Genomic DNA, 24,238 nt, shown 5'->3' with positions numbered 1-24,238 from the left:
GGCCGGTTATTCCCTGGGCCGCTCCGGCGGCCCCGGCGGGGGCGCGGGGCTACTTGACGACGTCGTCGGCGCCGGTCTTCGTGCCCTCGCTGTCCTTGATCGCGGACTCCGGGATCCGCTGGTCGTTCCGCAGGGCCTGCCAGACCTGCTCGGACTGCACGGTGAGCGGCACGACCCGGTCGGAGTCGCGGGGGTCCGCGCCGATGGGCAGCGTCACCATGTGCATGTCCTGCGAGCCGATGCCCTTGAGGCCGTTGGAGAAGCTGTAGAGCTTGTCCACGGAGTTCAGGTCGCGGTCGGTGGTGAGCGCCTTGGTGGCGGTGTCGGCGATCCCGTAGAGCTTGGTGGGGCTGGTGAAGAGGCCGATGGACTTGACCTGTTCCAGCAGGGCCTTGATGAAGGCCTGCTGCAGCTTGATCCGGCCGAGGTCGCTGCCGTCCCCGACGCCCTTGCGGGTCCGGACCAGGCCGAGGGACTGCTCGCCGTCGAGGGTGTGGGTGCCCGCGTCGAGGTTGAGGTGGCTGTCCTTGTCGCGGATGGGCTTGGTGGTGGTGACCTTCACCCCGCCCAGCTTGTCGATCAGCTTCTGGAAGCCGGCGAAGTCGACCTCCAGGTAGTGATCCATGCGGATATCGGTCATCGCCTCGACGGTCTTGACCGCGCACACCGCGCCGCCGATGGAGTACGCCTCGTTGAACTGCGCGCGCCTGACGGCCGGGACCTTCTTGCCGCTCTGCGTGGTGCACTCGGGGCGGCCGACCATGGTGTCGCGCGGGATCGACACGACGCTGGCCTCCTTGTGACCCGCGTAGACGTGGACGATCATCGCCGTGTCCGAGCGGGAGCTGCCCTCGTCCCTGCCGTACTTGCCGTTGTCGCCGGCCCGCGAGTCGGAGCCGAGGACGAGGATGTCCTGGGAGCCGTTGTCGATGTTCTCCGGCCGGTTCTTGCCCAGCGCCGCGTTGATGTCGACGCTGCTGAGGTTGCCGTTGAGCTTGAAGTAGAGGAAGCCCGCCCCCGTGCCGCCGAGCACGACCAGGGCCGCGGCGCTCCAGGCGGCTATTCGCCGGCCCCTGCGGCGCACCGGTGGCTTGCGACGGCGACCGCGCCCACCGCCGGCACGGCGGCGTGGTGAACCCGCCGTCGTACTGCTGCTGTCGTCAGCCATGCCGCTCCTCAGTCCTTCGCTGTGTCTTTCCGGCTACCCCCTGCTGTCTGCCAGACGGGTGAGCTTGCGACAGGGTTGCACAGCGGAATCTGAGGACCGTCTTAGAAATTCGCTGGCCGCGAGGGTGCCGGTGCGGCCTTCGCGCCCGGCGCCACCTGGGATTTCGGCCAATTGATGGCCTTTGATCCGGCCAGCGGCCGACGTCGCGGCTGTGGCGCATCTCTCAAAAGGTCACGGGAAGATCACGATGCGGTGGCGGGCCGGGGGCGGGTGAGTGGCGGCAAGGCAAAACCTCCCCGCCACAGGTGTGACGGGGAGGCTGTTGCCGTGCGGATGCGGATCAGTCGTTGCCGTTGCCCGAGGAGGGCGTGGTCTTGGCGATCTGCATCAGGAACTCGGCGTTGGACTTCGTCTGCTTCATCTTGTCGAGAAGCAGCTCCACGGCCTGCTGCGAGTCCAGCGCGTGCAGCACCCGGCGGAGCTTCCAGACGATGGCGAGCTCCTCGCTGTTGAGAAGGATCTCTTCCTTACGGGTGCCGGACGCGTCCACGTCCACCGCCGGGAAGATGCGCTTGTCGGCGAGCTTCCGGTCGAGCTTGAGCTCCATGTTGCCGGTGCCCTTGAACTCCTCGAAGATCACCTCGTCCATGCGCGAGCCGGTCTCGACCAGCGCGGTGGCCAGGATGGTCAGCGAGCCGCCGTCCTCGATGTTGCGCGCGGCGCCGAAGAACTTCTTCGGCGGGTAGAGCGCGGTCGAGTCGACACCACCGGACAGGATGCGGCCCGAGGCCGGGGCCGACAGGTTGTACGCACGGCCCAGACGGGTGATCGAGTCCAGCAGGACGACCACGTCGTGACCCAGCTCCACGAGGCGCTTGGCGCGCTCGATGGCCAGCTCGGCAACGGTGGTGTGGTCCTCGGCCGGGCGGTCGAAGGTCGAGGAGATGACCTCGCCCTTGACCGACCGCTGCATGTCGGTGACCTCTTCCGGACGCTCGTCGACCAGGACGACCATCAGGTGGCACTCGGGGTTGTTCGTAGTGATCGCGTTGGCGATCGCCTGCATGATCATGGTCTTGCCGGCCTTCGGCGGCGAGACGATCAGACCGCGCTGGCCCTTGCCGATGGGGGCGACCAGGTCGATGATCCGGGTCGTCAGCACGCCCGGGTCCGTCTCCAACCGCAGGCGGTCCTGCGGGTAGAGCGGGGTGAGCTTGCCGAACTCCGGGCGGCCACGGCCCGTTTCGGGCGCCATGCCGTTCACCGAGTCGAGGCGGACGAGGGCGTTGAACTTCTCGCGCCGCTCGCCGTCCTTCGGCTGCCGGACCGCACCGGTGACGTGGTCACCCTTGCGCAGGCCGTTCTTGCGGACCTGGGCGAGGGAGACGTAGACGTCGTTCGGGCCCGGGAGGTAGCCGGAGGTCCGGATGAAGGCGTAGTTGTCGAGGATGTCCAGGATGCCCGCGACGGGGATCAGGACGTCGTCGTCGGAGACCTGCGGCTCGCTGGCGAAGCCCTCGTCACGCCCGCGGCGGCCACGACGGTCGCGGTAGCGGCCACGGCGGCCGCGGCGGCCGCCCTCGAAGTCGTCCTCGTCCTGCGGGCCGCCCTGGGGGCCGCCCTGGGGACCACGGTCACGCTGCTGCTGACGGTCGCCGCGCTGCTGGCCGGCGTCGCCGTCACGGTTGCCACGGCGGTCGCGGTCACGGTCGCGCTGGCCCCGCTCGCCACGGTCCCCGCGCTCACCGCGCTCGCCGCGCTCACGGCGCTCGCCCTTCTGGGCGCGCTCGCCGCGGTCCTGGCGCTCGCCGCCCTTGGCGGCCTTGCCCTCGGCGCTGTCCGCAGCGGCCTCTGCCTTCGCCTCGGCCCGCTCCTCGGTGCGGGTCTCGGCGCGGGCAGCGCTCTCCACGGCCGGCTCGGGGCTGCCGGCGGCCGCGGTGGCACGCCGGCGGCGGCGCTCGCCGGCCGGGGCCTCGTCGGTGGGGGCACCGCCCTGCTCGGCCGGAGCCGAGAGCTTGGGGGACGGCTGGCCCGGGATCTCGATCTGCTGCTGCGCAGCCTTCTCGGCGGGCTTGTCGGCAGCGGCCTCGCCCGTACGGGCCCTGGAGGTCGTACGGCGCTTCGGCTTGGTCTCGGCGGCCTCCGCCGCCGGGGCCTGCTCGGCCTTGGCGGGCGCGGCGGAGGAGCCGGCCTGCCTCTCCTTGATGACCTCGATCAGCTGGCCTTTGCGCATCCGCGCGGTGCCCTTGATGCCGAGGCCGGAAGCGAGCTGCTGGAGCTCGGCCAGGACCATGGCATCGAGGCCCGTGCCGGAGCGGCGCCGCTTGGGGGCGCTGGCAGCACCGGTGGCAGGCGCGGCGGGAGCGTCCGTGGCGGGCGCGGAGGCATTGCCGGCGGCGCCGGCGTTCACGCCCATCAGATCGGTGGTGTCGCTCACGAAGGGGTCCTTCCCTGGAGCGGGCGTCGGCCTGTCTGGCTCGGCGACCGGTTGTGCTGTCCGGCTGCGGTCCTGGATTGCGGACCGGGCCGGGGCGGTGGTCCGCCGCGTTACGGCGGAAGAATCAGTTCATTGGTGCCGGCGTGAAGAATGAGGGAAGGGCACGACATAACGCTTCACTCATGTCGCCCACGCCGATTCCGGAGCGTGCTCGAATCTGCTCAGGCAGGCTGCTCAGGCAGTTTGGGAGGCTCCCGGAAGAAAAGCGGTCCCTGATCGGGACACAGCGCACCGAGCCGATGTGGCTTCGAGTGCAGACTTGAGGTTAACACTACCGGATCCCACAAACATTCCCCCTCTCCAAGACCGGCAACCGCGTTTTTCGTGGGCCCGGATTCCCCGGACGCCACTGGTCAGGCGAGCGGCAGCACGCTCGTCCCCCCGGCGTCGAGGGCCAGCCGGTTGGCCGCCCACCCCTCGCCCGCCAGCCGTGCGACCTTGTCGGCCGCACCGTTCTCGACCAGCGCGAGCACCGTGGGGCCCGCACCGGAGATGACCGCGGGCACGCCGTCCGCCCGCAGTCGGTTGACCAGGGCCACGCTCTCCGGCATCGCCGGGGAGCGGTAGTCCTGGTGGAGCCGGTCCTCGGTGGCCGGCAGCAGCAGCTCGGGGCGCCTGGTCAGGGCCTCGACGAGCAGCGCCGCGCGCCCGGCGTTGGCGGCCGCGTCCACATGGGGGACGCTGCGCGGCAACAGCCCGCGCGCGGTTTCGGTCAGTACGGGTCTCGACGGCACGAAGACCACCGGAACGATGGAATCCGCAGGGTCCATCCGAATGGCCCGGGCGACGCCCGCCTCCATCCAGGCGAGGGTGAAACCGCCGAGCAGGCAGGCGGCGACGTTGTCGGGGTGACCCTCGATCTCGGTGGCCAGCTCGAGCATCGCCGCGTCGTCGAGCCTGTCGGCCCCGCCTATGGTCACCGCGCGGGCGGCGACGATGCCCGCGCAGATTGCGGCCGAGGAGGAGCCCATGCCCCGGCCGTGCGGAATGCGGTTGGCACAGACGACCTCCAGGCCGCGCGGCTGGCCGCCGAGCAGATCGAAAGTGGTGCGCAGGGCCCGTACGAGCAGATGGCTCTCGTCGCGCGGGAGGGTGTCTGCGCCCTCCCCGGCGATGTCGATGTGCAGCCCGGATTCCGCCACCCGGACCACGACATCGTCGTAGAGCCCCAGGGACAGGCCGAGGGCGTCGAAGCCGGGACCGAGATTTGCGCTGGTGGCGGGGGTGCGCACTCGGACGGCGGCGGCGCGGAACGCGGGACCGGCCATCGCTCGATGACTCTCCTTGGTGTGGCCTTGGCAGGGCGTGCGACATCCGCAAGGGCCGCGACGGCAATGCCGCGTGGGAGGCGGCACGGTCTGCGACGGGGCGGAGTGAGCACAGCCTATCGAAGGAAGGTTCACTGACGACATAGGGCGCACAGGAGGCGCACGATGCGTGTCGCGCCATTTCCTGTGCTTCTTTGTCGGCTTTGGGGGCTGCTGGGCGGGGTTGTCGGGGCGCTTTTCGGTCACCCCGGCAAAACCGCTCGTTCTTCCCTACGCCAGGCCGAGGTGCTCGGCGGCGGCACCCGCGTCCACCGGCACGGTGACCGGCTGCGGCGCGCCCGCCACCGCCCAGTCCGGGTCCTTGAGGCCGTTGCCCGTGACCGTACAGACGATGCGCTGGCCCGGGTCGACCAGGCCCAGCTCGGCGGCCTTGAGCAGACCGGCGACGCCGGCGGCCGAGGCGGGCTCGACGAAGACGCCCTCCTGCGCGGCCAACAGCCGGTAGGCGGCCAGGATCTGTCGGTCGGTCACCTCGTCGATGAGGCCACCCGACTCGTCCCGCGCCTGCTCGGCGAACCGCCAGGAGGCGGGGTTGCCGATGCGGATCGCGGTGGCGATGGTGTGCGGGTCCTTCACCGGTGTCCCGCGCACGATCGGCGCGGAACCGGAGGCCTGGAACCCCCACATCCGGGGAGTGCGGGAGGCGATGGCGTCGGCCGCGTACTCCCGGTAGCCCTTCCAGTAGGCGGTGATGTTGCCCGCGTTGCCCACCGGCAGGACGTGGATGTCGGGCGCGTCGCCGAGCGCGTCCACGATCTCGAACGCGGCGGTCTTCTGACCCTCGATACGGACCGGATTGACCGAATTGACCAGCGCCACCGGGTAGTTGTCGGACAGCGCACGGGCCAGGTCCAGGCAGTCGTCGAAGTTGCCGTCGACCTGGAGGATGCGGGCGCCGTGGACCAGCGCCTGGCCCATCTTGCCGAGCGCGATCTTGCCCTGCGGCACCAGCACGGCACAGACCATTCCGGCCCGTACGGCATAGGCCGCGGCGGAGGCGGAGGTGTTGCCCGTGGAGGCGCAGATGACGGCCCGCGCCCCCTCCTCCTTCGCCCGTGTGATGGCCATGGTCATGCCGCGGTCCTTGAAGGACCCCGTGGGGTTGGCGCCCTCCACCTTCAGGTGGACCTCGCAGCCGGTGCGCTCGGAGAGCACCTGCGCCGGTACGAGCGGGGTGCCGCCCTCGCGAAGCGTGACGACCGGCGTACCGGCGGTCACCGGCAGACGGTCGCGGTACTCCTCGATGATGCCGCGCCACTGGTGGGTGCCGGGACGGCTGATGTTCGCAGACATTGCTTCGTGATCCCCTTAGATCCCCGTACTCGCCTTACTCGCCCTCGACCCGCATGATGCTCGCGACCCCGCGGACCGTCTCCAGCGCCCGCAGCGCCTCGACCGTCGCCGACAGTGCGGCGTCGGCGGCCCGGTGCGTGACCACGACGAGGGACGCCTCGCCGTCCTTGCCCTGCTGGCGGACCGTGTCGATGGAGACGCCGTGCCCGGCGAAGACCGTGGCGACCTGGGCGAGGACACCCGGCTTGTCGGCGACGTCGAGGCTGATGTGATAGCGCGTCACCACATCTCCCATCGGGCTCACCGGCAGCCGCGTGTAGGCGGACTCGCCGGGGCCGGTGGACTCGGCGAGCTTGTTGCGGCAGACCGCCACGAGGTCGCCGAGGACCGCCGAGGCGGTCGGCGAGCCGCCCGCGCCCGGCCCGTAGAACATCAGCTGGCCCGCCGCCTCGGCCTCGATGAACACCGCGTTGTACGCCTCGCGCACGGAGGCGAGCGGGTGGCTCAGCGGAATCATGGCCGGGTGCACGCGGGCGGTGACGGACCGCCCGTCGGCGGCCCGCTCGCAGATGGCGAGAAGCTTGATGGTGCAGCCCATCCGCTTCGCGGAAGCGAAGTCCGCCGCGGTGACCTCCGTCATGCCCTCACGGTAGACGTCGTCGAGGCGCACCCGGGTGTGGAAGGCGATGCCGGCCAGGATGGCGGCTTTCGCGGCGGCGTCGAAGCCCTCGACGTCCGCGGTCGGGTCGGCCTCGGCGTAGCCGAGCGCGGTGGCCTCGTCGAGCGCCTCGGAGTAACCGGCGCCGCTGGAGTCCATCTTGTCGAGAATGAAGTTGGTCGTGCCGTTGACGATGCCGAGCACACGGTTGACCTTGTCACCGGCCAGGGACTCGCGCAGCGGCCGTACCAGCGGGATGGCGCCGGCCACGGCGGCCTCGTAGTACAGGTCCGCGCCGTGCTGCCCGGCGGCGGCGTGCAGGGCGGCGCCGTCCTGCGCGAGCAGCGCCTTGTTGGCGGAGACGACGCTGGCGCCGTGCTCGAAGGCCGTCGTGATCAGGCCGCGCGCGGGCTCGATGCCGCCGATGACCTCGATGACCACGTCGATGTCGCCGCGTTTGACCAGCGCGGTGGCATCGGTGGTGATCAGCTCCTCGGGCACCCCGGCCCGTGCCCGGCCGGTGCGGCGCACGGCGATGCCGGCGAGTTCGACGGGCGCCCCGACGCGCTGCGCGAGGTCGTCCGCGTGCGTCGTCATGATGCGCGCCACCTCAGAGCCGACCACTCCGCAGCCCAGCAGCGCCACCTTCAGCGGACGCGTACGCATCATCCGACCTCGTTTCTCGTACATCTTTGGTAGATACCAGTCTCACTCACCGGAAGGGGGATTCCGCCCTCGTTCCAGTATTCGAGATCTGTCTCTCGATTCCTTGCGGTTTTCCGGTCAGCCGACATCGAGACGGAGCAGGTCCTCCTCCGTCTCACGTCGCACGATCACACGTGCTTCGCCCTCGCGCACGGCGACGACCGGGGGCCGCAGCGCGTGGTTGTAGTTGCTGGCCATCGAGCGGCAGTACGCGCCGGTGGCCGGGACGGCGAGCAGGTCGCCGGGCGCCACGTCGGCGGGCAGGAAGGCGTCGCGCACGATGATGTCGCCGGACTCGCAGTGCTTGCCGACGACGCGGGACAGCATGGGCTCGGCGGTGGAGCTCCGGGAGACCAGCGCGACGGAGTAGTCGGCGTCGTACAGCGCGGTACGGATGTTGTCCGACATGCCGCCGTCGACGCTGACGTACGTCCGCAGGCCCGTGAGCTCCTTGACCGTGCCCACCTCGTACAGCGTGAAGGCGGTCGGGCCGACGATCGCGCGCCCGGGCTCGACGGAGATCCGCGGCACGGCGAGCCCGGCGGCGTTGCACTCGCGGGTGACGATGTCGTGCAGGGCCGTCGCGATCTCGTGCGGCTCGCGGGGGTCGTCGTCCGAGGTGTAGGCGATGCCGAGGCCACCACCGAGGTCGATCTCGGGAAGCTCCACGCCGTGCTCGTCGCGGACCTCGGCGAGCAGCTGGACCACGCGCCGGGCGGAGACCTCGAAGCCGGCCATGTCGAAGATCTGCGAGCCGATGTGGGAGTGGATGCCGATGAGCTCCAGCCCGTCGAGCTTGAGGGCACGCCGCACGGCCTCGGCCGCCTGGCCGCCGGCGAGCGCGAGGCCGAACTTCTGGTCCTCGTGGGCGGTGGCGATGAACTCGTGCGTGTGCGCCTCGACGCCTACCGTCACCCGGATCTGGACGGGCTGGCGCCTGCCGAGGCCCTGTGCGATGTGCGCGACGCGGACGATCTCCTGGAAGGAGTCGACGACGATGCGGCCCACGCCGGCCTCGACGGCGCGGGTGATCTCCTCGGTGGACTTGTTGTTCCCGTGCAGGGCGATCCGCTCGGCGGGCATTCCGGCGTCGAGCGCGGTGGCGAGCTCACCGCCGGAGCAGACGTCGAGGTTCAACCCCTCCTCGTGGAGCCAGCGCACGATCGCACGGGAGAGGAAGGCCTTGCCCGCGTAGAAGACGTCGGCGTCGGGCCCGAAGGCGTCACGCCACGCGCGGCACCGCTGCCGGAAGTCGTCCTCGTCGAGGAAGAAGCCGGGCGTGCCGAACTCCTCGGCGAGCCGCTGGACACTGATGCCGCCGACGGTGACGATCCCGTCGGCGCCCCGCGCGACGGTACGGGCCCACACGCGCGGGTCGAGCGCGTTGAGGTCGGCGGGCGGCGCGGTGCTCGAAGCGGAGCGCCCCTCGGGAAGGACGTCGGCGTAACGGGGCCCGGCGGGGTGGGCGGAGCGGCTCATGGCTCTGATCTCCTCGGATGCTCAGAGTTGTGCGGGTGCGGTGATGCCGAGCTGGTTCAGGCCGTCAGCCAGCACCTTGCCCGTGGCCTCGGCGAGGGCCAGGCGGGCGCGGTGGACGACCGAGGGTTTCTCGTCGCCGCGGGGCAGCGTGGGGCAGTCGGCCTGCCAGCGCAGGAACGCCTCGGCGGTCCGTTCGAGATGCCGGGCGAGCCGGTCGGCGGCGCGGGTGGCACCGACGCGGGAGTGATCGGCGAGGGCAGCGAGGAGGGGCCCGGCGCTGTCCTCGGACAGATCTCCGGCGTCGGCCGTGAACCCCAGGTCACGGGCGTTGCGCAGGAGTGCGTGCGTACGGGCGTGGGCGTACCGCACGCGGAAGAGGGGGTTGCTCTCACGCTGGACGAGCAGCAGATCCCGGTCGAGGCCCGGGGGGCACAGGAGGCTCCAGCGGGCGGCGTCGGAGCCGAGCCGCTCCAGGAGGGCGGGATCCGGCCGGAGCCCGAAGGGCTCGCCCCGGCGGAAGTCCGCGCCGAGCACCTCCCGGACGATGCCCCCGCCGACGGCTCCGTCGAGCGTGATGTTGAGGAACCCCGGTTCGGCGATGTCGACGCGCGCGATGCCGGGTTCGGCGGCCAGCCGCCGGCGCAGCACCTCGGCGATCTCCCGGGCGGGGCGGCCGCTGTCCTTGGCGAGCCGCAGGGCGACGTTCGTGGCGTAGTCCCCGCACCCGGGCCGGGGCGGCACCCGCACGCTGACCCGCGCCGGCACGGTGGCGCGCAGCTCGTCGGCCTCGACGGCGCGGCGCACGGTGTGCAACACGGTGCGGGAGAGATCGGCGGGGGTCACAGGACCAGCCTAGGGGAGAAGGGGGGCAGCTCCGCGAACAGGTTTCACCCAGCGGGACGGACGACCGGTCCCGCCTCCCCTGGAGCCACCGCTTCCGGCACCCCTGCCTCTCCCCCGTGGCAGCGCATGAGCCGCTGCACGAGCCGGACCATCTCCCCCGGCTCGAAGGGCTTGGCCAAGAACGCGTCCACCCCGGCGGACCACCCGCTCTCCGCCTCCGGCTGCGTGCAGGCACTGATGATCGCGATCGGTATGCCCCGCGTCCGCGCGTCGGCCCGCAGCCGGGCGGCGGTGCGCAGCCCGTCGAGCCGGGGCATGACGACATCGAGGGTCACCACATCGGGACGCACCCGGTGCACGATCTCCAGGCACTCGGCACCATCGGCCGCGGTCACGACCTCGAAGCCTTCGAGCTCGAGGTTGACCCTGATCAACTGCCGGATGACCTTGTTGTCGTCCACAACAAGGACCCGGCCGGACAAGCCAGGCACAACCCGAGACTAGGCGCGCGCCCCTTCCCGCGTCCGGGTTTTCCCCACTTCCACCCCGCCCGGGCGACCTCCCCCCGACCACCCCCCACGCCCCCACCTCCTGCGCCACCCCTCCACCCGGCCCGTTTTCGATCACCGTTGCCTCGCACCCACCAGGAGCTGGTAATGTTCATCCCGTCGCCGCGAACGAGCGGATGACACGCCCCCGTAGCTCAGGGGATAGAGCAACGGCCTCCGGAGCCGTGTGCGCAGGTTCGAATCCTGCCGGGGGCACTTCGCAGCAACCAGCGCCGTAGGGCGGCTGACATGCGGGAGTGCCAAGCACGAAGGCCCGGACTCAGTCCCACTGAGTCCGGGTCTTTGTCATTGTCTGTCACTGGTCACGCGTGAGTGGCGCGTGAGTGGCGCGTGAGTGGCGCGTGAGTGGCGACGATGACCACGGCCATTACTGTCACGGCCGCCATCTGTGGCTGCTACCCCCACTCCCAGGGCTCCTGACCTCGCTGGCCTGACCGAGACAGATCCGACCAGACCGTGGGCCGCAGGGCCGGGAACGAGCCTGTCAGCGCTTGCTGAGATTTGTGCATTTCAGGGTGACGGACTTTCGACTGCAGATCTTGAACGTCACGGACTTCGGGTACTTCGTGGCGATCGCGACGTCTGCGAAGTAGTGGGTGTCACCGTCATCATCACCGAGCCCGATGGTCCTCTCCTTGGTGGGATTCCCTGCAATGTAGTCCTTCCAAATGACCTTCAGGACCGGGCGCCAGCCGTCTTTCTTCTTCAGATCGGTGGCAACGGGGCGATGGAGGGACAGCTCGTGAATTCCGCCGCCCATGTATTTGGAGGTCACGTTGTCGATGCCGCCGCGGGCGTATGCGTTTGCTCCGCTGTACGAGGCGGCGGAGGCCGGGGTTGCAGTGATGAGAGTGACCGTGGCCAGCAGCGGCACGGTGACCGCCAGTGTGCGTGAAAGTTTCACGGGCCTGCCTTTCGTCATTCCGTCAGGTATCTGAGCTGCTGTGGGTCGGCTGCGATTTCACCAAAGCGCACAAGCCCAGAAGAGCCGGCCATGTACAGAGCCTCAGCAGCATCTGTCTTGGAGGGATACGGCCGCCCACATCGCATGCCGGCTCGATCGCCTCGGTTACTCGCAGCCTGTTGCGTGGCCTGCCTGGATGGAACAGCCTGGGCTGTCCGGGACAGGCCGCACCATGTCCGGCCTGTTCAGCGGCTGTCCGGGACATGTCCGACTGCTTGTCCGCCGGCATAGCCGGGACGCCTCATGCGTGGGCCGCCCAGCTGTTGTGTGCGCGGGTCGTGGGCTCGTGGGGGCGTGAGCCGGACGCACCGAGGCCCCGGTCGACGACGGGGGGACGTCGGGTCCGGGGCCTCGGGCGGGCGGCTGCGGGGGAGTCAGCCGCCCCAGCTGCTGTCGTTGGTGCCCTTCGTGCCGGGGCGGTGCGCGCCCGGTGCGGGGGTGACGACGTGCTGGGAGGTCTGGGCGCTCGCCTGGGTGGTCGCGGGGGTGGGGGTCGCCGCGTGGCTTGGGGTGGCCAGGGCGAGGAGGGCCGCGGCGACGGGGGCGGCGACCAGGGCGGCGATGCGCTTCATGGGGTCCTCTTGGTATCGCGGGGTGTGGAGGAGGCGCCGGTTGGGGCCGGCAGGACCAATATGCGGGGATGTGCGGCCCGGCAGCCAGCGATCACGGGTGTCAGCAAACTGCCGTGCACGAAAGGGAATGGGGGACAGAGGGGGCGAACAGGGATTTATGGAATGTTTCCTAGGCCGCGGCGGCGTTGATGCCCGGGCCGGCCTCCCGGAAGACCCGGTAGAGCTCCGGCTGGTCGGTCAGGAAGATCCGGTCGTGCGGGGTGGAGTGGCGCAGGACGAGAGCCGGCCAGGGGGACCGGGCGATCGGGACGGCGGGGTTGCGCACGCTCCGGTCGTCGCTCTCGGGGAAGAACTCGCCGGTTGTCAGGCCCTGGGCGAGCAGCTGCGGCTTCACCCGGCGGCGTACTTCGGTCAGTACCCGGTCCGGCACGGCCAGCGCGGTGTACACCACGATCCGGCAGCTCAACAGGGCCTCCGCCGGTGCGAGGCGGCCGGCTTCCTCGGCGAACTCCCGCGCCGAGCGCCGCAGATGCGTCGCGAGGTCCGTGGCGCAGATGCCGGGCAGTGCGCACTCGATCAGTTCGACGCGTTGCTCGTGCAACGCCCTGGGCATGTAGGGGCACAGCGTGCCGGACCGGCCGAGCCCGGGCACGGGGGCGCCCAGCTCGTCGCGTGCCCAGCGGGCGGTCTCCGCAGCCCAGGCGGGGGCGGCGGGGTCGCCCAGGACCCGGGAGGCGTTCAGGGCGGAAGTGCTCATCGCGGAGCCTCGGCGGGCGGGCGGCAAAGGCCAAAGCGCATGCGGTCCCTCTCTCGACGGTACGTACGAGAGAGTTTTCTGCGCCCGGGAATCCCCCTCAAGTCACGTGATGCCGGGACCCGTGCGATGCGATCAGGCGCCCATGCGCGGCATCGACGCCATCGGCGACGCGGCCGGCGGGGCGGCGTGGGGGCGGCCGAAGGAGGCGGCGAGGAGGGCGAGCTGGGTGCGGTTGCGGATGCCCGTCTTGCCGCGGATGCGGCGCAGGTAGGTGTCGACGGTGTGGGCGCTGACGCCCATGCGGCGGGCGATCGCGGCGTAGGTGTGGCCGTCCGCGAGGTGGCCGAGCACCTCGAGTTCCCGCTCGGAGAGCACTGCCAGAGCCTGCGGTATCCCTTGACTCATCTGTCTTCCTGCCTTCCTTGTGGGGGCACGGGCGCCGCCGGTTGACCGCTATTACGGGCATTCGTCGTTAAGATCCGCACAGTGGTTCGGGTGCGGGGCGTCCCGTGGTGGGGGGCTTGGCCGGCAGGAACAGCCTGCCGGATCCCCGGCCGTGCCACCACGCGCGGAAGGGATCATCAAACTGCCTGGCAGCAAGGCGAGCAGGGGATGAGTGGGAATGAGTATGGACATAAACGACGGCCAGGCGTCGGACGCCTCTGACACGGCCGATGCCTCCCCGGCGGTCCCCGGCTCCACGGCGCCCCTCAGCGGGGAGGAGACGGCCGTGTACGGCTGGGTGCTCGACCATCAGAGCGCCGACCCGCTGCGCGCCGCCGCCGATCTCGGGATCCGCCCCGGCGACGCCCGTGCGGCCCTCGCGAAACTGACGGCCCTTCGGCTGGTGATCGCCGAGGCCGCGACCGGCTCCCCCGCCCGCGCCCGCGCCGTCGACCCCGACGCCGTCGTCGGCACGCTCACCGCCCCTTTACAGGAGTCGATCCACCGGAGCCAGCTGCGGCTCCAGCGCGTCCATGACGACTTCGAACGGCTCAGGGAACGCTTCCTGCGCGGCCGCGCCGGGACCGCCCCTTGTGCCCTGGAGGTCATACCCAGTCTGGAGGAGGTACGCGCCGCACTCAACCGCGCCTCCGCGGAGTGCCGTACGGAGATGATGACCAGCCAGCCCGGCGGCAGCCGCGACCCGGAGGCCATGACGGAGGCCCTCGCCCGCGACACCGCCCTGCTCGAACGGGGCATCCGCATCCGGACGCTCTACCACCACACCGCCCGGTTCAACGGCCCCAGTCAGGCGTACGTCGCCGCGGCCTCGGCGCTCGGAGCGGAGTACCGCACCGCGCACGAGCTGTTCGGCCGGATCATCGTCTTCGACCGTGAGCTGGCGTTCATCCCCGACCACCTCGGCACCTGGGGCGCCGTGGCCATCCGGGAGCCGTCCGTCGTCGCGTACCTCTGCGAGATCTTCGAGCAGACCTGGACCCACGCCACGCTGTTCTCGGACGCCGGCCAGGACGGGCTCGAACGCGTCGCGAAGGAGGTCGACCTGACGATCGTACGGCTGCTGGCAGCCGGCCTGAAGGACGAGTCGATCGCCCGCAGGCTCGGGATGTCGCTGCGTACGACGCGCCGCCACATCGCGGACATCATGGAGACGCTGGGCGCGGACAGCCGCTTCCAGGCCGGCATCCTGGCCGCCCGCGCCGGGCTGACGGCGCCGGAGGAGACCGACGAGACGGACGAGACGGAGGAGACGGACAAGGCGGGTGACGGGCCCGTTGAGGACGACGGGCGGCCCGCATGCGCATGCACCGTCACGGGACCGTGAATTCGTGACTGGCGCCCCGGCAGCCACCCCGTCAGGATCCCCCGAGGAGACGACCGGCCGGAGGGGCCCATGCACAACGCCGACGTCACGGACGCGGACATCCGCACGTACGCGGACATCCGCACGTACGCCGGGGACATCGCGCTGGCTCTGTCGGTGCACCGCGGGCACAGGACCGCGCTGGTGTGGCCGGAGAGCGAACCGGCCGGCTTCCTCGACGGCCTCGCGGCCAGGGCGGCAGCCCGGACCGCCGGCTCCGCGCCCGGACCGGCCCGGGGGGCGCTCCTGCCCGCCGGCCCGGAGGCCGAGCCGTTAGCCCGCTTTCTGGGCGAGGCGCTCGGCTGCACGGTGACCGCCTTCCACGCCTGCGCGCCGCCCGGGTCACCGGGCCAGGAGCTCGTGGCCGACGGTGATCTCCTGATCGTTCCGATCGACCGCGGCTGCGACTGCAGCGTCCACCCGCCGGCCCGTCCCGAACCCTTGCGCATGCGGCTGCACAAGGGCGAAGTGCTCTACGTACCGAAGGACTTCCCCGCCACGGTCTCGGGCCGGCAATCCGCCTCGCCCCTGCTGGCCCTCGCTTTTCCCCCTCTCGGTCCCCCGGGAGCCGGCCCCCCGGGCCCGGCGTCCACGGACTCGGCGTCCACGAGCACCGCGTCCACGGCCGCCGGGCTCACGGCGGCCGCCACGTCCCGGGCCGTCAGATCTTCGGCCGTCAGATCTTCGGGAAGTCGAACCTGTACCCCTGCTCCTTGAGCCAGGTGATGCAACGGCTCAGCGCCTCCACGCTCTGGCTGCGCTCCCCTCCCCCGTCGTGGAGAAGGATGATGGGGCCGTTGCCGATCTCGCGCTTGACCGTTTCGACGATGCGCTCCACGCCCGGCCGCTGCCAGTCGTGGGTGTCGACGCTCCAGCCGAGCGGCCGCATGCCGTGGTCCGCGGCGAGCTGACGGCTGTACGGGGTGAACGCCCCGCCGGGCGCGCGGTAGTAGCGCACTTTCACGCCACCGCCCGCGACGTCCTCGATCATCTTCTGCGCGTCGAGGACCTGCTGCTTCTGGTAGTCCTCCGACCTCTTGTCCATCGCGGTGTTGTGGTCGACGGAGTGGTCGCAGAGCCGGTGGCCGTCGGCCAGGACCTGCTTGACCAGGGCGGGATACGCCTTGGCCGACGGTCCGATCATGCAGAAGGTGGCCTTGATCCCGTTCTGCTTCAGCACCGCCAGCGTCTTGGGTGTCCACGTCGGATCGGGGCCGTCGTCGATGGTGAGGGCGACGCTCTTGCCGCCGCTCTCCGTCTCGTGCGCCAGCTCCGCCGACACGGGAGCGGACGGGCCGGGGTCGGGGCCCGGCCCGGGGCTCGACGGCGGCGCGCCGGTCCGCCCCTTGCCGTCGGGGCCCGGCATCACCGGCCCCTGTGCGAACGGATCCCTGCCGCCGGAGTCCTCCGTGGCCACGGCCACCGTCCCCGATATCACTCCGGCGAGAGCCAGCACCCCTCCCGCTGCGATCGCGATGTGCCGCCTCTGGGCAGTCAGTCGAGCCATGGACTTCCCACACCCCCTCGCGCACCTGTGTTTCTCCCTGCCCGCGTAGACGGCCCGTCTACCGCAGGACGTTCCGCGACGCGTCATTGCTCACAGAATTGAGACAGGACAGGCACGGGGTCCATGTAAAGTCCGCGATTAGCGCACTACTGTTACCCTTCCGCGATCGTTTCGGCGATCTCCGCCTTACGGGCCGCCTCCTCCTCGGCGAATCGGCGGGCGTCGAGCTGTTCGGCGATCTCCTCGTCCTGGGCCATCAGTTGATCGAGATTTGCGTCGCCCATCTCGAATACCCCCATGTCCGCGTAGGCTCGTTGGAGCCTTTCGCCCCACAGGCCGATATCCCTCACGCACGGCACAATGCGGCTGAAGAGCAACTTCCGGAAGATCTGCAGGTACGCGGACTGCTCGCTCAACTGTGCGGCCTCCGCAGCGGGGATACCGAAGCCGGCCAGCACCTCCTCGCCGCGCAGCCGGTCCCGCATGAGGTAGCAGCCCTCGATCACGAACTCCTCGCGCTCGCGAAGTTCCGCGTCCGAAAGCTGTTTGTAGTAGTCCCGCAACGCCATCCGGCCAAAAGCGACATGGCGCGCCTCGTCCTGCATCACATACGCAAGGATCTGCTTGGGAAGTGGCTTTTCGGTCGAATCACGCAGCATTCCGAAGGCCGCGAGAGCGAGTCCCTCGATCAACACCTGCATGCCCAGGTAGGGCATGTCCCAGCGGGAGTCGCGCAGGGTGTCGTCGAGCAGCGACTGAAGACTGGTGTTGACCGGATAGAGCATTCCGATCTTCTCGTGCAGGAATCGGCTGTAGATCTCCACATGCCGGGCCTCGTCCATGGCCTGGGTGGCGGAGTAGAACTTCGCGTCCAGGTCGGGCACGGACTCCACGATGCGGGTGGCGCAGACCAGGGCACCCTGCTCCCCGTGCAGGAACTGGCTGAACTGCCAGGAGGCGTAGTGGCGGCGCAGTTCGCGCTTGTCGGCCTCGCTCATCTTCGTCCAGTAGGGGGTGCCGTGGATGACGAGGTTCTCGTCGGGCACGCCCAACGGATCGTATGGGTCCACTTCCTGGTCCCAGTCGATGCGCTTGGAGGAATCCCACTGTTTGTCCTTGCCCTTCTGATAAAGGGCGAGGAGCCGTTCGCGACCGTCGTCGTAGTCCCAGCTCAAGCGGGCGGCGCCGGATGCGGGCACCTCCCAGACGGGTTCACCGGGGTCCTGTGTGTAGAGCTCGCGCGTCGTCATGGACGCCTCCTGTCCCTTGCCGGCCTTGCACGCACGGGTGTTGTGCAGGCTCACACGGGGTTCGCCGCCGGGTCAATGACCGGAACGTCCGGCATGCCGAGGGGCTTGACGGGTCTTGCTGACAGGCGGTCTCATAAGAACTTACCCCGGGTAACTCGAACATGAGGTGGAATCGGCCATGACGACCGCGCCTGATGGACACCTGCTCCGGCTCCGGGACGCGCTCGGCCCGCTCAAGGACCGCGAGCGCGTCGCCGAACGGCTGCTCGAGTCCGCCGCGAAGCACTCCTTCGACCCCGACACCGAGCTCGACTGGGACGCGCCGTCCGAGCCCGGCAAGTGGTACTGGCCCCCCGAACTGGTCTCGCTCTACGACACCCCGCTGTGGCGGCGGATGCCGGAGGAGCAGCGCATGGAGCTCGCCCGGCACGAGGCCGCGTCGCTCGCCTCGCTCGGCATCTGGTTCGAGATCATCCTGATGCAGCTGCTGGTCCGTCACATCTACGACAAGCCCGTCACCAGCGCGCACGTCCGCTATGCGCTGACCGAGATCGCCGACGAGTGCCGGCACTCGAAGATGTTCGCCCGGATGATCGAGCGGGGCGGTGCCCCCGCCTACCCGGTCGGCCGGATGCACCACAACCTGGCCCGCGTCCTGAAGACCGTCTCGACCACGCCGGGATCCTTCGCATGCACCCTCCTGGGCGAGGAGATCCTGGACTACATGCAGCGCCTGACCTTCCCCGACGAGCGCGTCCAGCCGCTCGTGCGCGGGGTCACCCGCATCCACGTGGTGGAGGAGGCACGCCATGTGCGCTACGCCCGTGAGGAATTGCGGCGCCAGATGGTGTCCTGCCCGCGCTGGGAGGCGGAGCTGACGCGCGTCAGCTCGGGCGAGGCGGCACGTGTCTTCTCGGTCGCGTTCGTCAACCCCGAGGTGTATACGAACGTCGGTCTCGACCGCCGCGAGGCCGTCGCCCAGGTCAAGGCCAGCCCCCACCGGCGCGAGGTCATGCAGACGGGCGCGCGTCGCCTCACGGACTTCTTGGAGGAGATCGGCGTGCTGCGGGGCCTCGGCCGGCGCTTGTGGAGAAGCTCCGGACTACTGGCCTGAACAGCGGACCGGCACCAGCCACCCGCCTCACGGCCACGCGGCGCAGCCGCACATCGACACAGCTTGGAGGAGATCGGCGTGCTGCGGGGCCTCGGCCGGCGCTTGTGGAGAAGCTCCGGACTACTGGCCTGAACAGCGGACCGGCACCAGCCACCCGCCTCACGGCCACGCGGCGCAGCCGCACATCGACACAGCTTGGAGGAGATCGGCGTGCTGCGGGGCCTCGGCCGGCGCTTGTGGAGAAGCTCCGGACTACTGGCCTGAACAGCGGACCGGCACCAGCCACGCGGCAAAGCCGCACCTCGGTACGGCCTGCGCAACACCGACGTGCTGCGGGGCCCCGGCCGGCGGTTGTGGAGGGGCTCCGGGCTGCGGGCCGGAGCGGCGGGCCGGTTACTCTGCCGTGCATGACCGGCAGCGGAACCGCCTCCTACCGCAGGCTCAGCGTCCACGAGCGCCGCGCGCAGCTGATCACCGCGGCGCTCGGGCTCTTCGCCCACCGCTCCCCCGAGGACGTCTCCCTCGACGACGTCGCGGCCGCCGCCCGGGTCTCCCGGCCGCTGGTCTACCGCTACTTCCCCGGTGGCAAGCCGCAGTTGTACGAGGCCGCCCTGCGCAGCGCAGCCGACGATCTCGAACTGTGCTTCGCAGAGCCCCAGACCGGCCCCCTCACGGGGCGGCTCGCCGCCGCGCTCGACCGCTACCTCGCCTTCGTCGACGGGCACGACGCGGGCTTCAGCGCGCTGCTGCAGGGCGGCAGCGTCGCGGAGACCTCGCGCACGGGCGCCATCGTCGACGAGGTGCGCCGGGCCGCCGCCGCGCAGATCCTCAAGCACCTGGCGGTGCCCGACCCGGGGGTGCGGCTGCGCATGATGGTGCGCACGTGGATCACGGCCGTCGAGGCCGCCTCGCTGATCTGGCTCGACGAGGAGAAGCAGCCGCCGCTGAAGGAGCTGCGCGACTGGCTGGTCGACCACTTCGTGGCGCTGCTCACGGCCACGGCGGCGAGCGACCCGCAGACCGCTCGTGCGGCCCGCGCGGCGCTGGCCCTGGAGCCGGCCGACGGGCGGGTGGGCGACCTGGCCCGCCGGGTCGCGCCGGTCGTCGCGGACGCCGGGCACCTGGTGAGCACGGCGTGCAGCGGGTTCAGTGGCGGGATCTGCCGCTCGTGGACCACTGGCGGCGGTACATGAGCGACCCGGCGGCCTGTCTGCGGCACCTGATACCGGCCGACGAACACCGCTGACGGACACTGGGCCCGTGAGAAGCGAAGAGACACCCTTCGAGGGCGGGCCGCTGGACGGGCGGGTGCTGCCCGTGCTGCTGGGAACCACCGGGCTGCCGCCCAAGACGTACAAGATCCCGGTGCCGGCCGTCGAGGACGGCGGGGCGCCGACCGTGCACGTCTACCGGCGGGTCCCGGCGGGCACGACGCGCCGCCTGGGACTCCCCAAGGGGTGGAAGTACGCCTACGACCCCGAGGGCCGGACCGGAGCAGGCCGGCTCCGGTGGCCCTGGTCCCGGCCGCCCCAGTAGCCCCGGGCTTCCTGGCGGCCACGTGGGTGACGGCCGACCGGCCCGAGAGTGAAGCACATTAGGCGGTTTCGCCCACAGCGCCCCTGTTAGTAATACTGCGCATGGGACGATCCTCCACGAGGGCGCGATCATGCCCGTTACCGGAGGTGAGCCCGTGTCAGGACGGTTCGTGCGCAGTGTCTGCGCGGCGGCGCTGGTGGCGAGCACCGTGCTCGCCATGCCCGCGCCGATGGCGGGCGCGGCGCCCACCGGTCCGCCCGACCGGTCGGTCAGCGCGCTGCTGAACCGGCTCCAGACGCTCTACCGGCAGGCCGAGGAGGCCACCGAGACCTACAACGCGACCGCGGAGAAGCTCAAGCGCCAGCGCGTCGAGGTCGACAAGCTCAACGACGAGCTGGCCGACGCCCGGATCGCGCTCACCGGCAGCCGCAACGACGCCGGCCGGCTGGCCCGCGAGCAGTACCGGGGCACCCGGGGCAGCTCCCTGTCGCCCTACATGGAGTTCCTGCTCGGCTCCGACCCCCAGCAGGCGATGGACCGTAGCCACGAGATCGCCCGTGCCGCCGGACGCCGCGCGAGCACCGTCGACCGGCTCGCCGACGGCGAGCAGCGGGCCGCCGCCCTCGCCTCCCGGGCGCGGGAGGCGCTGAACACCCAGCAGACCCTGGCCGCCGGCCAGAAGAAGCAGCAGGACGCGGTCCGCCGGAAGCTGTCCGAGGTCGAGCAGCTGCTGGCCTCGCTGACGCCCGGCCAGCTCGCCGACGTGCGGCTGCTGGAGCAGCGCGGCATAAGCGACGCCCAGCGCAAGCTGTTGTCCTCGGGTGCGCTCGGCGGCGCCAAGGCACCGTCGAGAGCCGGCGGCAAGGCGCTGGAGTACGCCTACCAGCAGGTCGGCAAGCCCTACGTGTGGGGGGCGGCGGGGCCGGATTCGTTCGACTGCTCCGGGCTCACCTCCCAGGCCTGGGCGCATGCTGGCGGCGCGATCCCCCGCACCAGCCAGGACCAGTGGAAGTCGCTCCCCCGGGTGCCGCTGAACGAGCTGCGCCCCGGCGACCTCGTCCTCTACTTCGAGGGCGCCACGCACGTGGCGCTCTACATCGGCAACGGCCAGGTGATACAGGCCCCCCGGCCCGGCGCCTACGTCAAGGTCTCGCCCATCGCCGCGAACCCGCTCCTCGGTGCGGTGCGCCCGGACGCGGGGCAGGCCCCGATGAGCTCGTACGTGCCCCCGGAGCTGCCCGACGGCGCGGCCGCCGGGGAGGACACCGGGTACGGGCCGGCGGACGCGCCGGGGCGGTAGGCGCACCCCGCCCCGGCGGCCGCCTCACCCGGCTGTCGCCATGGCCTCCGCGACGTACGCCTCGGCCTTCGCCGCCTCGAAGAAGTAGTCCTCGAAGTCCGAGGGGTCGTCGAAGCCGTTGGCGAACCGGTCGGCGACCTGCTGCAGGCCGCCGGCCGCGGCGAGGAGGCCGCGCACGTGCCCGGCCTGCGGCGCCAGCATGGCGTTGGTCCAGCGGGTGACGTGCCGGGCCGAGGCCCAGTACCGCTCGAAGGCCGTCCGCATCCAGTGCGCGTCGAAGGGCTCCTCCCCCCGCTCCACGATGGAGGCGAGGTAGGAGGCCGCGCACTTGGCGGCCGAGTTCGCGCCCTGGCCGGTCAGCGGGTCGTTGACGACGACGGCGTCCGCGACGCCGAGGACCAGCCCGCCGGAGGGCAGCCGGCCGACGGGGTCGCGGACGGTCGGGGCGTAGCGGCCGGCCAGCGTGGCCCGGGCGTCCGTCAGCTCGACCGTGGTGGCACGCCCGTACTCCCAGGGCGCGAACCGTTCCAGCAGCTCCAGCGTGCGGGCCAGGTGCTCGCCGGGCCCGTCGATGTCGTGGAAGACGTCGAGGGGACCGCCGGGCACGCCCTCCCAGAAGAGGATGTCGGCACGGCCGGAGGTGGTGAGCGTGGGGATGACCCAGAGCTCGCCGACGCCGGGCACCAGGTTGCAGCGGGCGGCGTCGTACTCGGGGTGCTCGGCGCGCGGGCCCAGGCCGTGGACGTAGGCGAGGGCGAGGGAGCGCTGCGGGGCGGCGTAGGGCGAGCGCGCGGCGTCGCGGGCGAAGAGCGAGACCAGTTCGCCCTTGCCCGCCGCGACCAGCACCAGGTCGTAGCGGTGGGCGAGGAAGTCCAGGTCGGAGACGGCCGCGCCGTGGACGACGAGCCGGCCGCCGCGCTCGGTGAAGGCGTCCAGCCACCCGGCCATCTTCACGCGCTGGTCGACGGACTGGGCGTAGCCGTCGAGCCGTCCCACCCAGTCGACCGGGCGCTGCACACCGGCGACGCCGGGCACGGTGCCGGCCACGGAGATGCCCAGGCCCTCGACGCGCGGGGCGAGGCCCTCCCAGAAATTGAGGCCCAGTTCGCGCTCGTACCGCAGGGCCGTGCGGAACATGATCTGGGTGGACATCACCCGCCCGGAGCGGATCTCCTCGGCCGTCCGGTTGGACATGACCGTCACGTCGTAGCCCTTGGCCTGCAGCCCCAGGGCCAGCTGGAGACCGGACTGGCCGGCTCCGACTATGAGAATCCGTCGCACGAATGCGCTCGCCTCCGCTCGGTGTTCACGCAGGGTTGACGTCGAGGGCCCGGCCGACGAGGGTCAGCAGCGTCTCGACGACCGTGATCCGCTGCCGGGCGTCCATGGTCACGACCGGTACGTCCGGGGCCAGGGCGAGCGCCTCGCGCACCGCCCCGGGGGTGTGCCGGGGCGTGCCCTCGAAGTGGTTGACGGCGACGACGTACGGCAGGCCGCTGCTCTCGAAGTAGTCGAGGGCCGGGAAGCAGTCGGCCAGCCGCCGGGTGTCGACGAGCACGATCGCGCCGATGGCACCGCGCACGACGTCGTCCCACATGAACCAGAACCGCTTCTGGCCGGGCGTGCCGAAGAGGTAGAGGACCAGGTCGGCTTCGAGGGTGATGCGCCCGAAGTCCATGGCGACGGTGGTCGTCGACTTCTCGGGGACGGCCACCGGGTCGTCCACCTCCTCCCCGGCGGTCGTCATGATCGCTTCGGTGCGCAGCGGAGTGATCTCGGAGACGGAGCCGACGAAGGTGGTCTTGCCGACGCCGAAGCCCCCGGCGATGACGATCTTGGTGGCGGCGGGGGCCCGGGAGAGGTCGGTCTGCCAGCAAGGCGCCCGGTCCGCGGCGGTCGCCGGGACCGCCGTCGTGTCAGAGCCTGCGTAGTCCACTCAGCACCCTTTCGAGCAGCGCGCGGTCGGGCCGCCCGGTGGCATGGCCGGTGCCGTAGACGCGGATCCTTCCCTGGTCGGCCAGGTCGCCGAGGAGGACCCGCACGACGCCCAGCGGCATCTTCAGCAGGGCGGCGATCTCGGCGACCGAGCGCAGCCGGCGGCACAGCCCGACGATGGCGCGCACCTCGGGCAGTACCCGGGAGGCCAGCCCGCCGCCGGAGGGCTGCTCCGGCGGCGTTCCGCATCCGCCGGCGGGCGGGGCCGCCGCCACGAAGGTCTCCACGAGCAGCAGGTGTCCCAGGCGCGGGCGCCCGCCGGTGAGCGAGTACGGGCGGACGCGCGCGGTCCTGAGCGCCGGTGCGGGGCCGACGGGCGGACACAGCCGGGGGGCTGCGGCGCTCATTTGACGGCCTCCACCGACTGCCGGAGCTCCCTGCGCAGTTCAGGGGTCAGGACGTGTCCGGCCCGGCCCACGAACAGCGCCATGTGGTACGCGACGACACCCATGTCGCAGTCCGGCGCGGTGTGGACGCCCAGCAGCGAGCCGTCGCTGATGGCCATGACGAAGAGGCCGCCGCCGTCCATCGCGACCATCGTCTGCTTGACGGCGCCGCCGTCCATCAGCGTCGCCGCGCCCGTGGTCAGGCTGCCCAGGCCTGCGACGATCGTGGCGAGGTCGGCGGTGGAGCCGCGCGGGCCCTCCGACCCCGGCCCGACGGCCCCCGGGACGCCGGGAATGCCGGGCGGCCTGGAGTGCTCGGGGGACGACGAGAGCAGCAGCAGCCCGTCGGAGGAGACGACGGCGACGGACAGCACGCCGGGCACCTCCTCGACCAGGTCGGTCAGCAGCCAGTGCAGACTGCGGGCCTCGTCGCTCAGCCCGAAGGCAGTGATGCCAGGGGTGCCAACGGGGGTTACGGGCGCCGCCCCC

At 71.2% G+C, this 24,238-nt stretch carries 24 protein-coding genes and 1 tRNA gene; 7 read left to right on the top strand and 18 right to left on the bottom strand.

Annotation, left to right across the window (positions count from 1 at the left end):
• Positions 1–49 precede the first annotated feature (49 nt).
• The 8 genes from AB0F13_RS03165 to AB0F13_RS03130 form a co-directional block, all read right to left on the bottom strand.
• Positions 50–1,168 carry an LCP family protein gene (locus AB0F13_RS03165; RefSeq protein WP_362074172.1) on the bottom strand — a complete coding sequence of 373 codons (1,119 nt, stop codon included), beginning with the start codon at positions 1,166–1,168 and terminating at the stop codon, positions 50–52.
• Positions 1,169–1,508: 340 nt separating this feature from the next.
• Positions 1,509–3,605: a transcription termination factor Rho gene (gene rho, locus AB0F13_RS03160; protein WP_362074169.1), complete on the bottom strand. Its 2,097-nt coding sequence runs from the start codon at positions 3,603–3,605 to the stop codon at positions 1,509–1,511.
• A gap of 413 nt (positions 3,606–4,018) precedes the next feature.
• Positions 4,019–4,933 (bottom strand): homoserine kinase, encoded by a 915-nt coding sequence (thrB, locus tag AB0F13_RS03155; RefSeq protein ID WP_362074166.1) that lies wholly within the window; start codon positions 4,931–4,933, stop codon positions 4,019–4,021.
• Positions 4,934–5,203: 270 nt separating this feature from the next.
• On the bottom strand, positions 5,204–6,274 hold the full coding sequence (gene thrC / locus AB0F13_RS03150) for a threonine synthase (RefSeq protein WP_362074516.1): 1,071 nt from the start codon (positions 6,272–6,274) through the stop codon (positions 5,204–5,206).
• A gap of 46 nt (positions 6,275–6,320) precedes the next feature.
• Positions 6,321–7,613 carry a homoserine dehydrogenase gene (locus AB0F13_RS03145; protein ID WP_362074163.1) on the bottom strand — a complete coding sequence of 431 codons (1,293 nt, stop codon included), beginning with the start codon at positions 7,611–7,613 and terminating at the stop codon, positions 6,321–6,323.
• 114 nt (positions 7,614–7,727) lie between these two features.
• On the bottom strand, positions 7,728–9,128 hold the full coding sequence (gene lysA, locus AB0F13_RS03140) for a diaminopimelate decarboxylase (RefSeq protein ID WP_362074160.1): 1,401 nt from the start codon (positions 9,126–9,128) through the stop codon (positions 7,728–7,730).
• Between the two features lie 21 nt (positions 9,129–9,149).
• Positions 9,150–9,971, bottom strand: coding sequence for an ArgS-related anticodon-binding protein NrtL (gene nrtL / locus AB0F13_RS03135; RefSeq protein WP_362074157.1), 822 nt, complete (start codon positions 9,969–9,971; stop codon positions 9,150–9,152).
• A gap of 44 nt (positions 9,972–10,015) precedes the next feature.
• Complete coding sequence (locus AB0F13_RS03130) at positions 10,016–10,462, bottom strand: response regulator (RefSeq protein ID WP_362074154.1); 447 nt, start codon at positions 10,460–10,462, stop codon at positions 10,016–10,018.
• A gap of 201 nt (positions 10,463–10,663) precedes the next feature.
• Here AB0F13_RS03130 and AB0F13_RS03125 point away from each other — a divergent pair.
• Positions 10,664–10,735, top strand: a tRNA-Arg gene (locus AB0F13_RS03125).
• A 289-nt stretch (positions 10,736–11,024) separates the two neighbouring features.
• On the opposite strand, the gene AB0F13_RS03120 is transcribed toward AB0F13_RS03125, so the two are convergent.
• From AB0F13_RS03120 to AB0F13_RS03105, 4 genes are all read right to left on the bottom strand, one after another.
• Positions 11,025–11,444, bottom strand: coding sequence for a hypothetical protein (locus AB0F13_RS03120; protein WP_362074151.1), 420 nt, complete (start codon positions 11,442–11,444; stop codon positions 11,025–11,027).
• 434 nt (positions 11,445–11,878) lie between these two features.
• Positions 11,879–12,076, bottom strand: coding sequence for a hypothetical protein (locus AB0F13_RS03115; RefSeq protein WP_362074148.1), 198 nt, complete (start codon positions 12,074–12,076; stop codon positions 11,879–11,881).
• Positions 12,077–12,245: 169 nt separating this feature from the next.
• Complete coding sequence (locus AB0F13_RS03110; RefSeq protein WP_362074146.1) at positions 12,246–12,833, bottom strand: DUF6875 domain-containing protein; 588 nt, start codon at positions 12,831–12,833, stop codon at positions 12,246–12,248.
• A 132-nt stretch (positions 12,834–12,965) separates the two neighbouring features.
• Entirely contained in the window at positions 12,966–13,238 is a 273-nt protein-coding gene (locus tag AB0F13_RS03105; protein WP_362074143.1) for a helix-turn-helix transcriptional regulator, read from the bottom strand.
• A gap of 217 nt (positions 13,239–13,455) precedes the next feature.
• Between AB0F13_RS03105 and AB0F13_RS03100 the strand changes: the two genes are divergently transcribed.
• Together AB0F13_RS03100 and AB0F13_RS03095 are read left to right on the top strand one after the other, a co-directional pair.
• Positions 13,456–14,622: a helix-turn-helix transcriptional regulator gene (locus AB0F13_RS03100; RefSeq protein ID WP_362074140.1), complete on the top strand. Its 1,167-nt coding sequence runs from the start codon at positions 13,456–13,458 to the stop codon at positions 14,620–14,622.
• 69 nt (positions 14,623–14,691) lie between these two features.
• Positions 14,692–15,378, top strand: coding sequence for a hypothetical protein (locus AB0F13_RS03095; RefSeq protein ID WP_362074137.1), 687 nt, complete (start codon positions 14,692–14,694; stop codon positions 15,376–15,378).
• Here the strand turns inward: AB0F13_RS03095 and AB0F13_RS03090 are convergent.
• Both AB0F13_RS03090 and AB0F13_RS03085 read right to left on the bottom strand, forming a co-directional pair.
• A complete protein-coding gene (locus AB0F13_RS03090; protein WP_362074134.1) occupies positions 15,338–16,168 on the bottom strand; it encodes a polysaccharide deacetylase family protein in 831 nt (276 codons plus the stop codon). The two genes, AB0F13_RS03095 and AB0F13_RS03090, sit on opposite strands and share 41 nt — an antisense overlap.
• A gap of 152 nt (positions 16,169–16,320) precedes the next feature.
• Positions 16,321–17,418, bottom strand: a complete 1,098-nt coding sequence (locus AB0F13_RS03085) for a ferritin-like domain-containing protein (protein ID WP_362074513.1) — start codon at positions 17,416–17,418, stop codon at positions 16,321–16,323.
• Between the two features lie 178 nt (positions 17,419–17,596).
• Here AB0F13_RS03085 and AB0F13_RS03080 point away from each other — a divergent pair, with 178 nt between their 5' ends.
• The 4 genes from AB0F13_RS03080 to AB0F13_RS03065 all read left to right on the top strand — a co-directional run bounded on the left by AB0F13_RS03080 (position 17,597) and on the right by AB0F13_RS03065 (position 21,368).
• The gene (locus tag AB0F13_RS03080; protein ID WP_362074131.1) at positions 17,597–18,532 is read left to right on the top strand and encodes a diiron oxygenase; all 936 of its coding nucleotides are present in this window, start codon (positions 17,597–17,599) and stop codon (positions 18,530–18,532) included.
• A gap of 407 nt (positions 18,533–18,939) precedes the next feature.
• The gene (locus AB0F13_RS03075; protein WP_362074128.1) at positions 18,940–19,725 is read left to right on the top strand and encodes a TetR/AcrR family transcriptional regulator; all 786 of its coding nucleotides are present in this window, start codon (positions 18,940–18,942) and stop codon (positions 19,723–19,725) included.
• A gap of 67 nt (positions 19,726–19,792) precedes the next feature.
• Positions 19,793–20,068, top strand: coding sequence for a hypothetical protein (locus AB0F13_RS03070; RefSeq protein WP_362074125.1), 276 nt, complete (start codon positions 19,793–19,795; stop codon positions 20,066–20,068).
• A gap of 154 nt (positions 20,069–20,222) precedes the next feature.
• Positions 20,223–21,368: an NlpC/P60 family protein gene (locus AB0F13_RS03065; RefSeq protein WP_362074122.1), complete on the top strand. Its 1,146-nt coding sequence runs from the start codon at positions 20,223–20,225 to the stop codon at positions 21,366–21,368.
• 24 nt (positions 21,369–21,392) lie between these two features.
• On the opposite strand, the gene AB0F13_RS03060 is transcribed toward AB0F13_RS03065, so the two are convergent.
• From AB0F13_RS03060 to AB0F13_RS03045, 4 genes are read right to left on the bottom strand one after another with little or no spacing between them, the layout of a single operon-like run.
• A complete protein-coding gene (locus AB0F13_RS03060) occupies positions 21,393–22,649 on the bottom strand; it encodes a styrene monooxygenase/indole monooxygenase family protein (protein ID WP_362074119.1) in 1,257 nt (418 codons plus the stop codon).
• A gap of 25 nt (positions 22,650–22,674) precedes the next feature.
• Positions 22,675–23,304 carry an ATP/GTP-binding protein gene (locus tag AB0F13_RS03055; protein ID WP_362074116.1) on the bottom strand — a complete coding sequence of 210 codons (630 nt, stop codon included), beginning with the start codon at positions 23,302–23,304 and terminating at the stop codon, positions 22,675–22,677.
• Positions 23,285–23,710, bottom strand: a complete 426-nt coding sequence (locus AB0F13_RS03050; protein ID WP_362074113.1) for a DUF742 domain-containing protein — start codon at positions 23,708–23,710, stop codon at positions 23,285–23,287. Before AB0F13_RS03050 ends, AB0F13_RS03055 begins: the two co-directional genes overlap by 20 nt.
• A complete protein-coding gene (locus tag AB0F13_RS03045) occupies positions 23,707–24,201 on the bottom strand; it encodes a roadblock/LC7 domain-containing protein (protein ID WP_362074510.1) in 495 nt (164 codons plus the stop codon). Before AB0F13_RS03045 ends, AB0F13_RS03050 begins: the two co-directional genes overlap by 4 nt.
• Between the last annotated feature and the right edge of the window lie 37 nt (positions 24,202–24,238).

Origin of the sequence: Streptomyces sp. NPDC026206, from assembly GCF_040638465.1 — a bacterium.
Classification (GTDB): domain Bacteria; phylum Actinomycetota; class Actinomycetes; order Streptomycetales; family Streptomycetaceae; genus Streptomyces.
Note: the sequence above shows the minus strand (reverse complement) of the source record. Positions and strands in the feature narration are given on the sequence as shown.

Coding starts and splice junctions, on each gene's coding strand:
- AB0F13_RS03085 (WP_362074513.1), bottom strand. CDS start 17,418: ATGACGACGCGCGAGCTCTACACACAGGACCCCGGTGAACCCGTCTGG.
- AB0F13_RS03115 (WP_362074148.1), bottom strand. CDS start 12,076: ATGAAGCGCATCGCCGCCCTGGTCGCCGCCCCCGTCGCCGCGGCCCTC.
- AB0F13_RS03145 (WP_362074163.1), bottom strand. CDS start 7,613: ATGATGCGTACGCGTCCGCTGAAGGTGGCGCTGCTGGGCTGCGGAGTG.
- AB0F13_RS03075 (WP_362074128.1), top strand. CDS start 18,940: ATGACCGGCAGCGGAACCGCCTCCTACCGCAGGCTCAGCGTCCACGAG.
- AB0F13_RS03165 (WP_362074172.1), bottom strand. CDS start 1,168: ATGGCTGACGACAGCAGCAGTACGACGGCGGGTTCACCACGCCGCCGT.
- AB0F13_RS03080 (WP_362074131.1), top strand. CDS start 17,597: ATGACGACCGCGCCTGATGGACACCTGCTCCGGCTCCGGGACGCGCTC.
- AB0F13_RS03105 (WP_362074143.1), bottom strand. CDS start 13,238: ATGAGTCAAGGGATACCGCAGGCTCTGGCAGTGCTCTCCGAGCGGGAA.
- AB0F13_RS03050 (WP_362074113.1), bottom strand. CDS start 23,710: ATGAGCGCCGCAGCCCCCCGGCTGTGTCCGCCCGTCGGCCCCGCACCG.
- thrB (WP_362074166.1), bottom strand. CDS start 4,933: ATGGCCGGTCCCGCGTTCCGCGCCGCCGCCGTCCGAGTGCGCACCCCC.
- AB0F13_RS03090 (WP_362074134.1), bottom strand. CDS start 16,168: ATGGCTCGACTGACTGCCCAGAGGCGGCACATCGCGATCGCAGCGGGA.
- AB0F13_RS03110 (WP_362074146.1), bottom strand. CDS start 12,833: ATGAGCACTTCCGCCCTGAACGCCTCCCGGGTCCTGGGCGACCCCGCC.
- AB0F13_RS03095 (WP_362074137.1), top strand. CDS start 14,692: ATGCACAACGCCGACGTCACGGACGCGGACATCCGCACGTACGCGGAC.
- lysA (WP_362074160.1), bottom strand. CDS start 9,128: ATGAGCCGCTCCGCCCACCCCGCCGGGCCCCGTTACGCCGACGTCCTT.
- AB0F13_RS03100 (WP_362074140.1), top strand. CDS start 13,456: ATGAGTATGGACATAAACGACGGCCAGGCGTCGGACGCCTCTGACACG.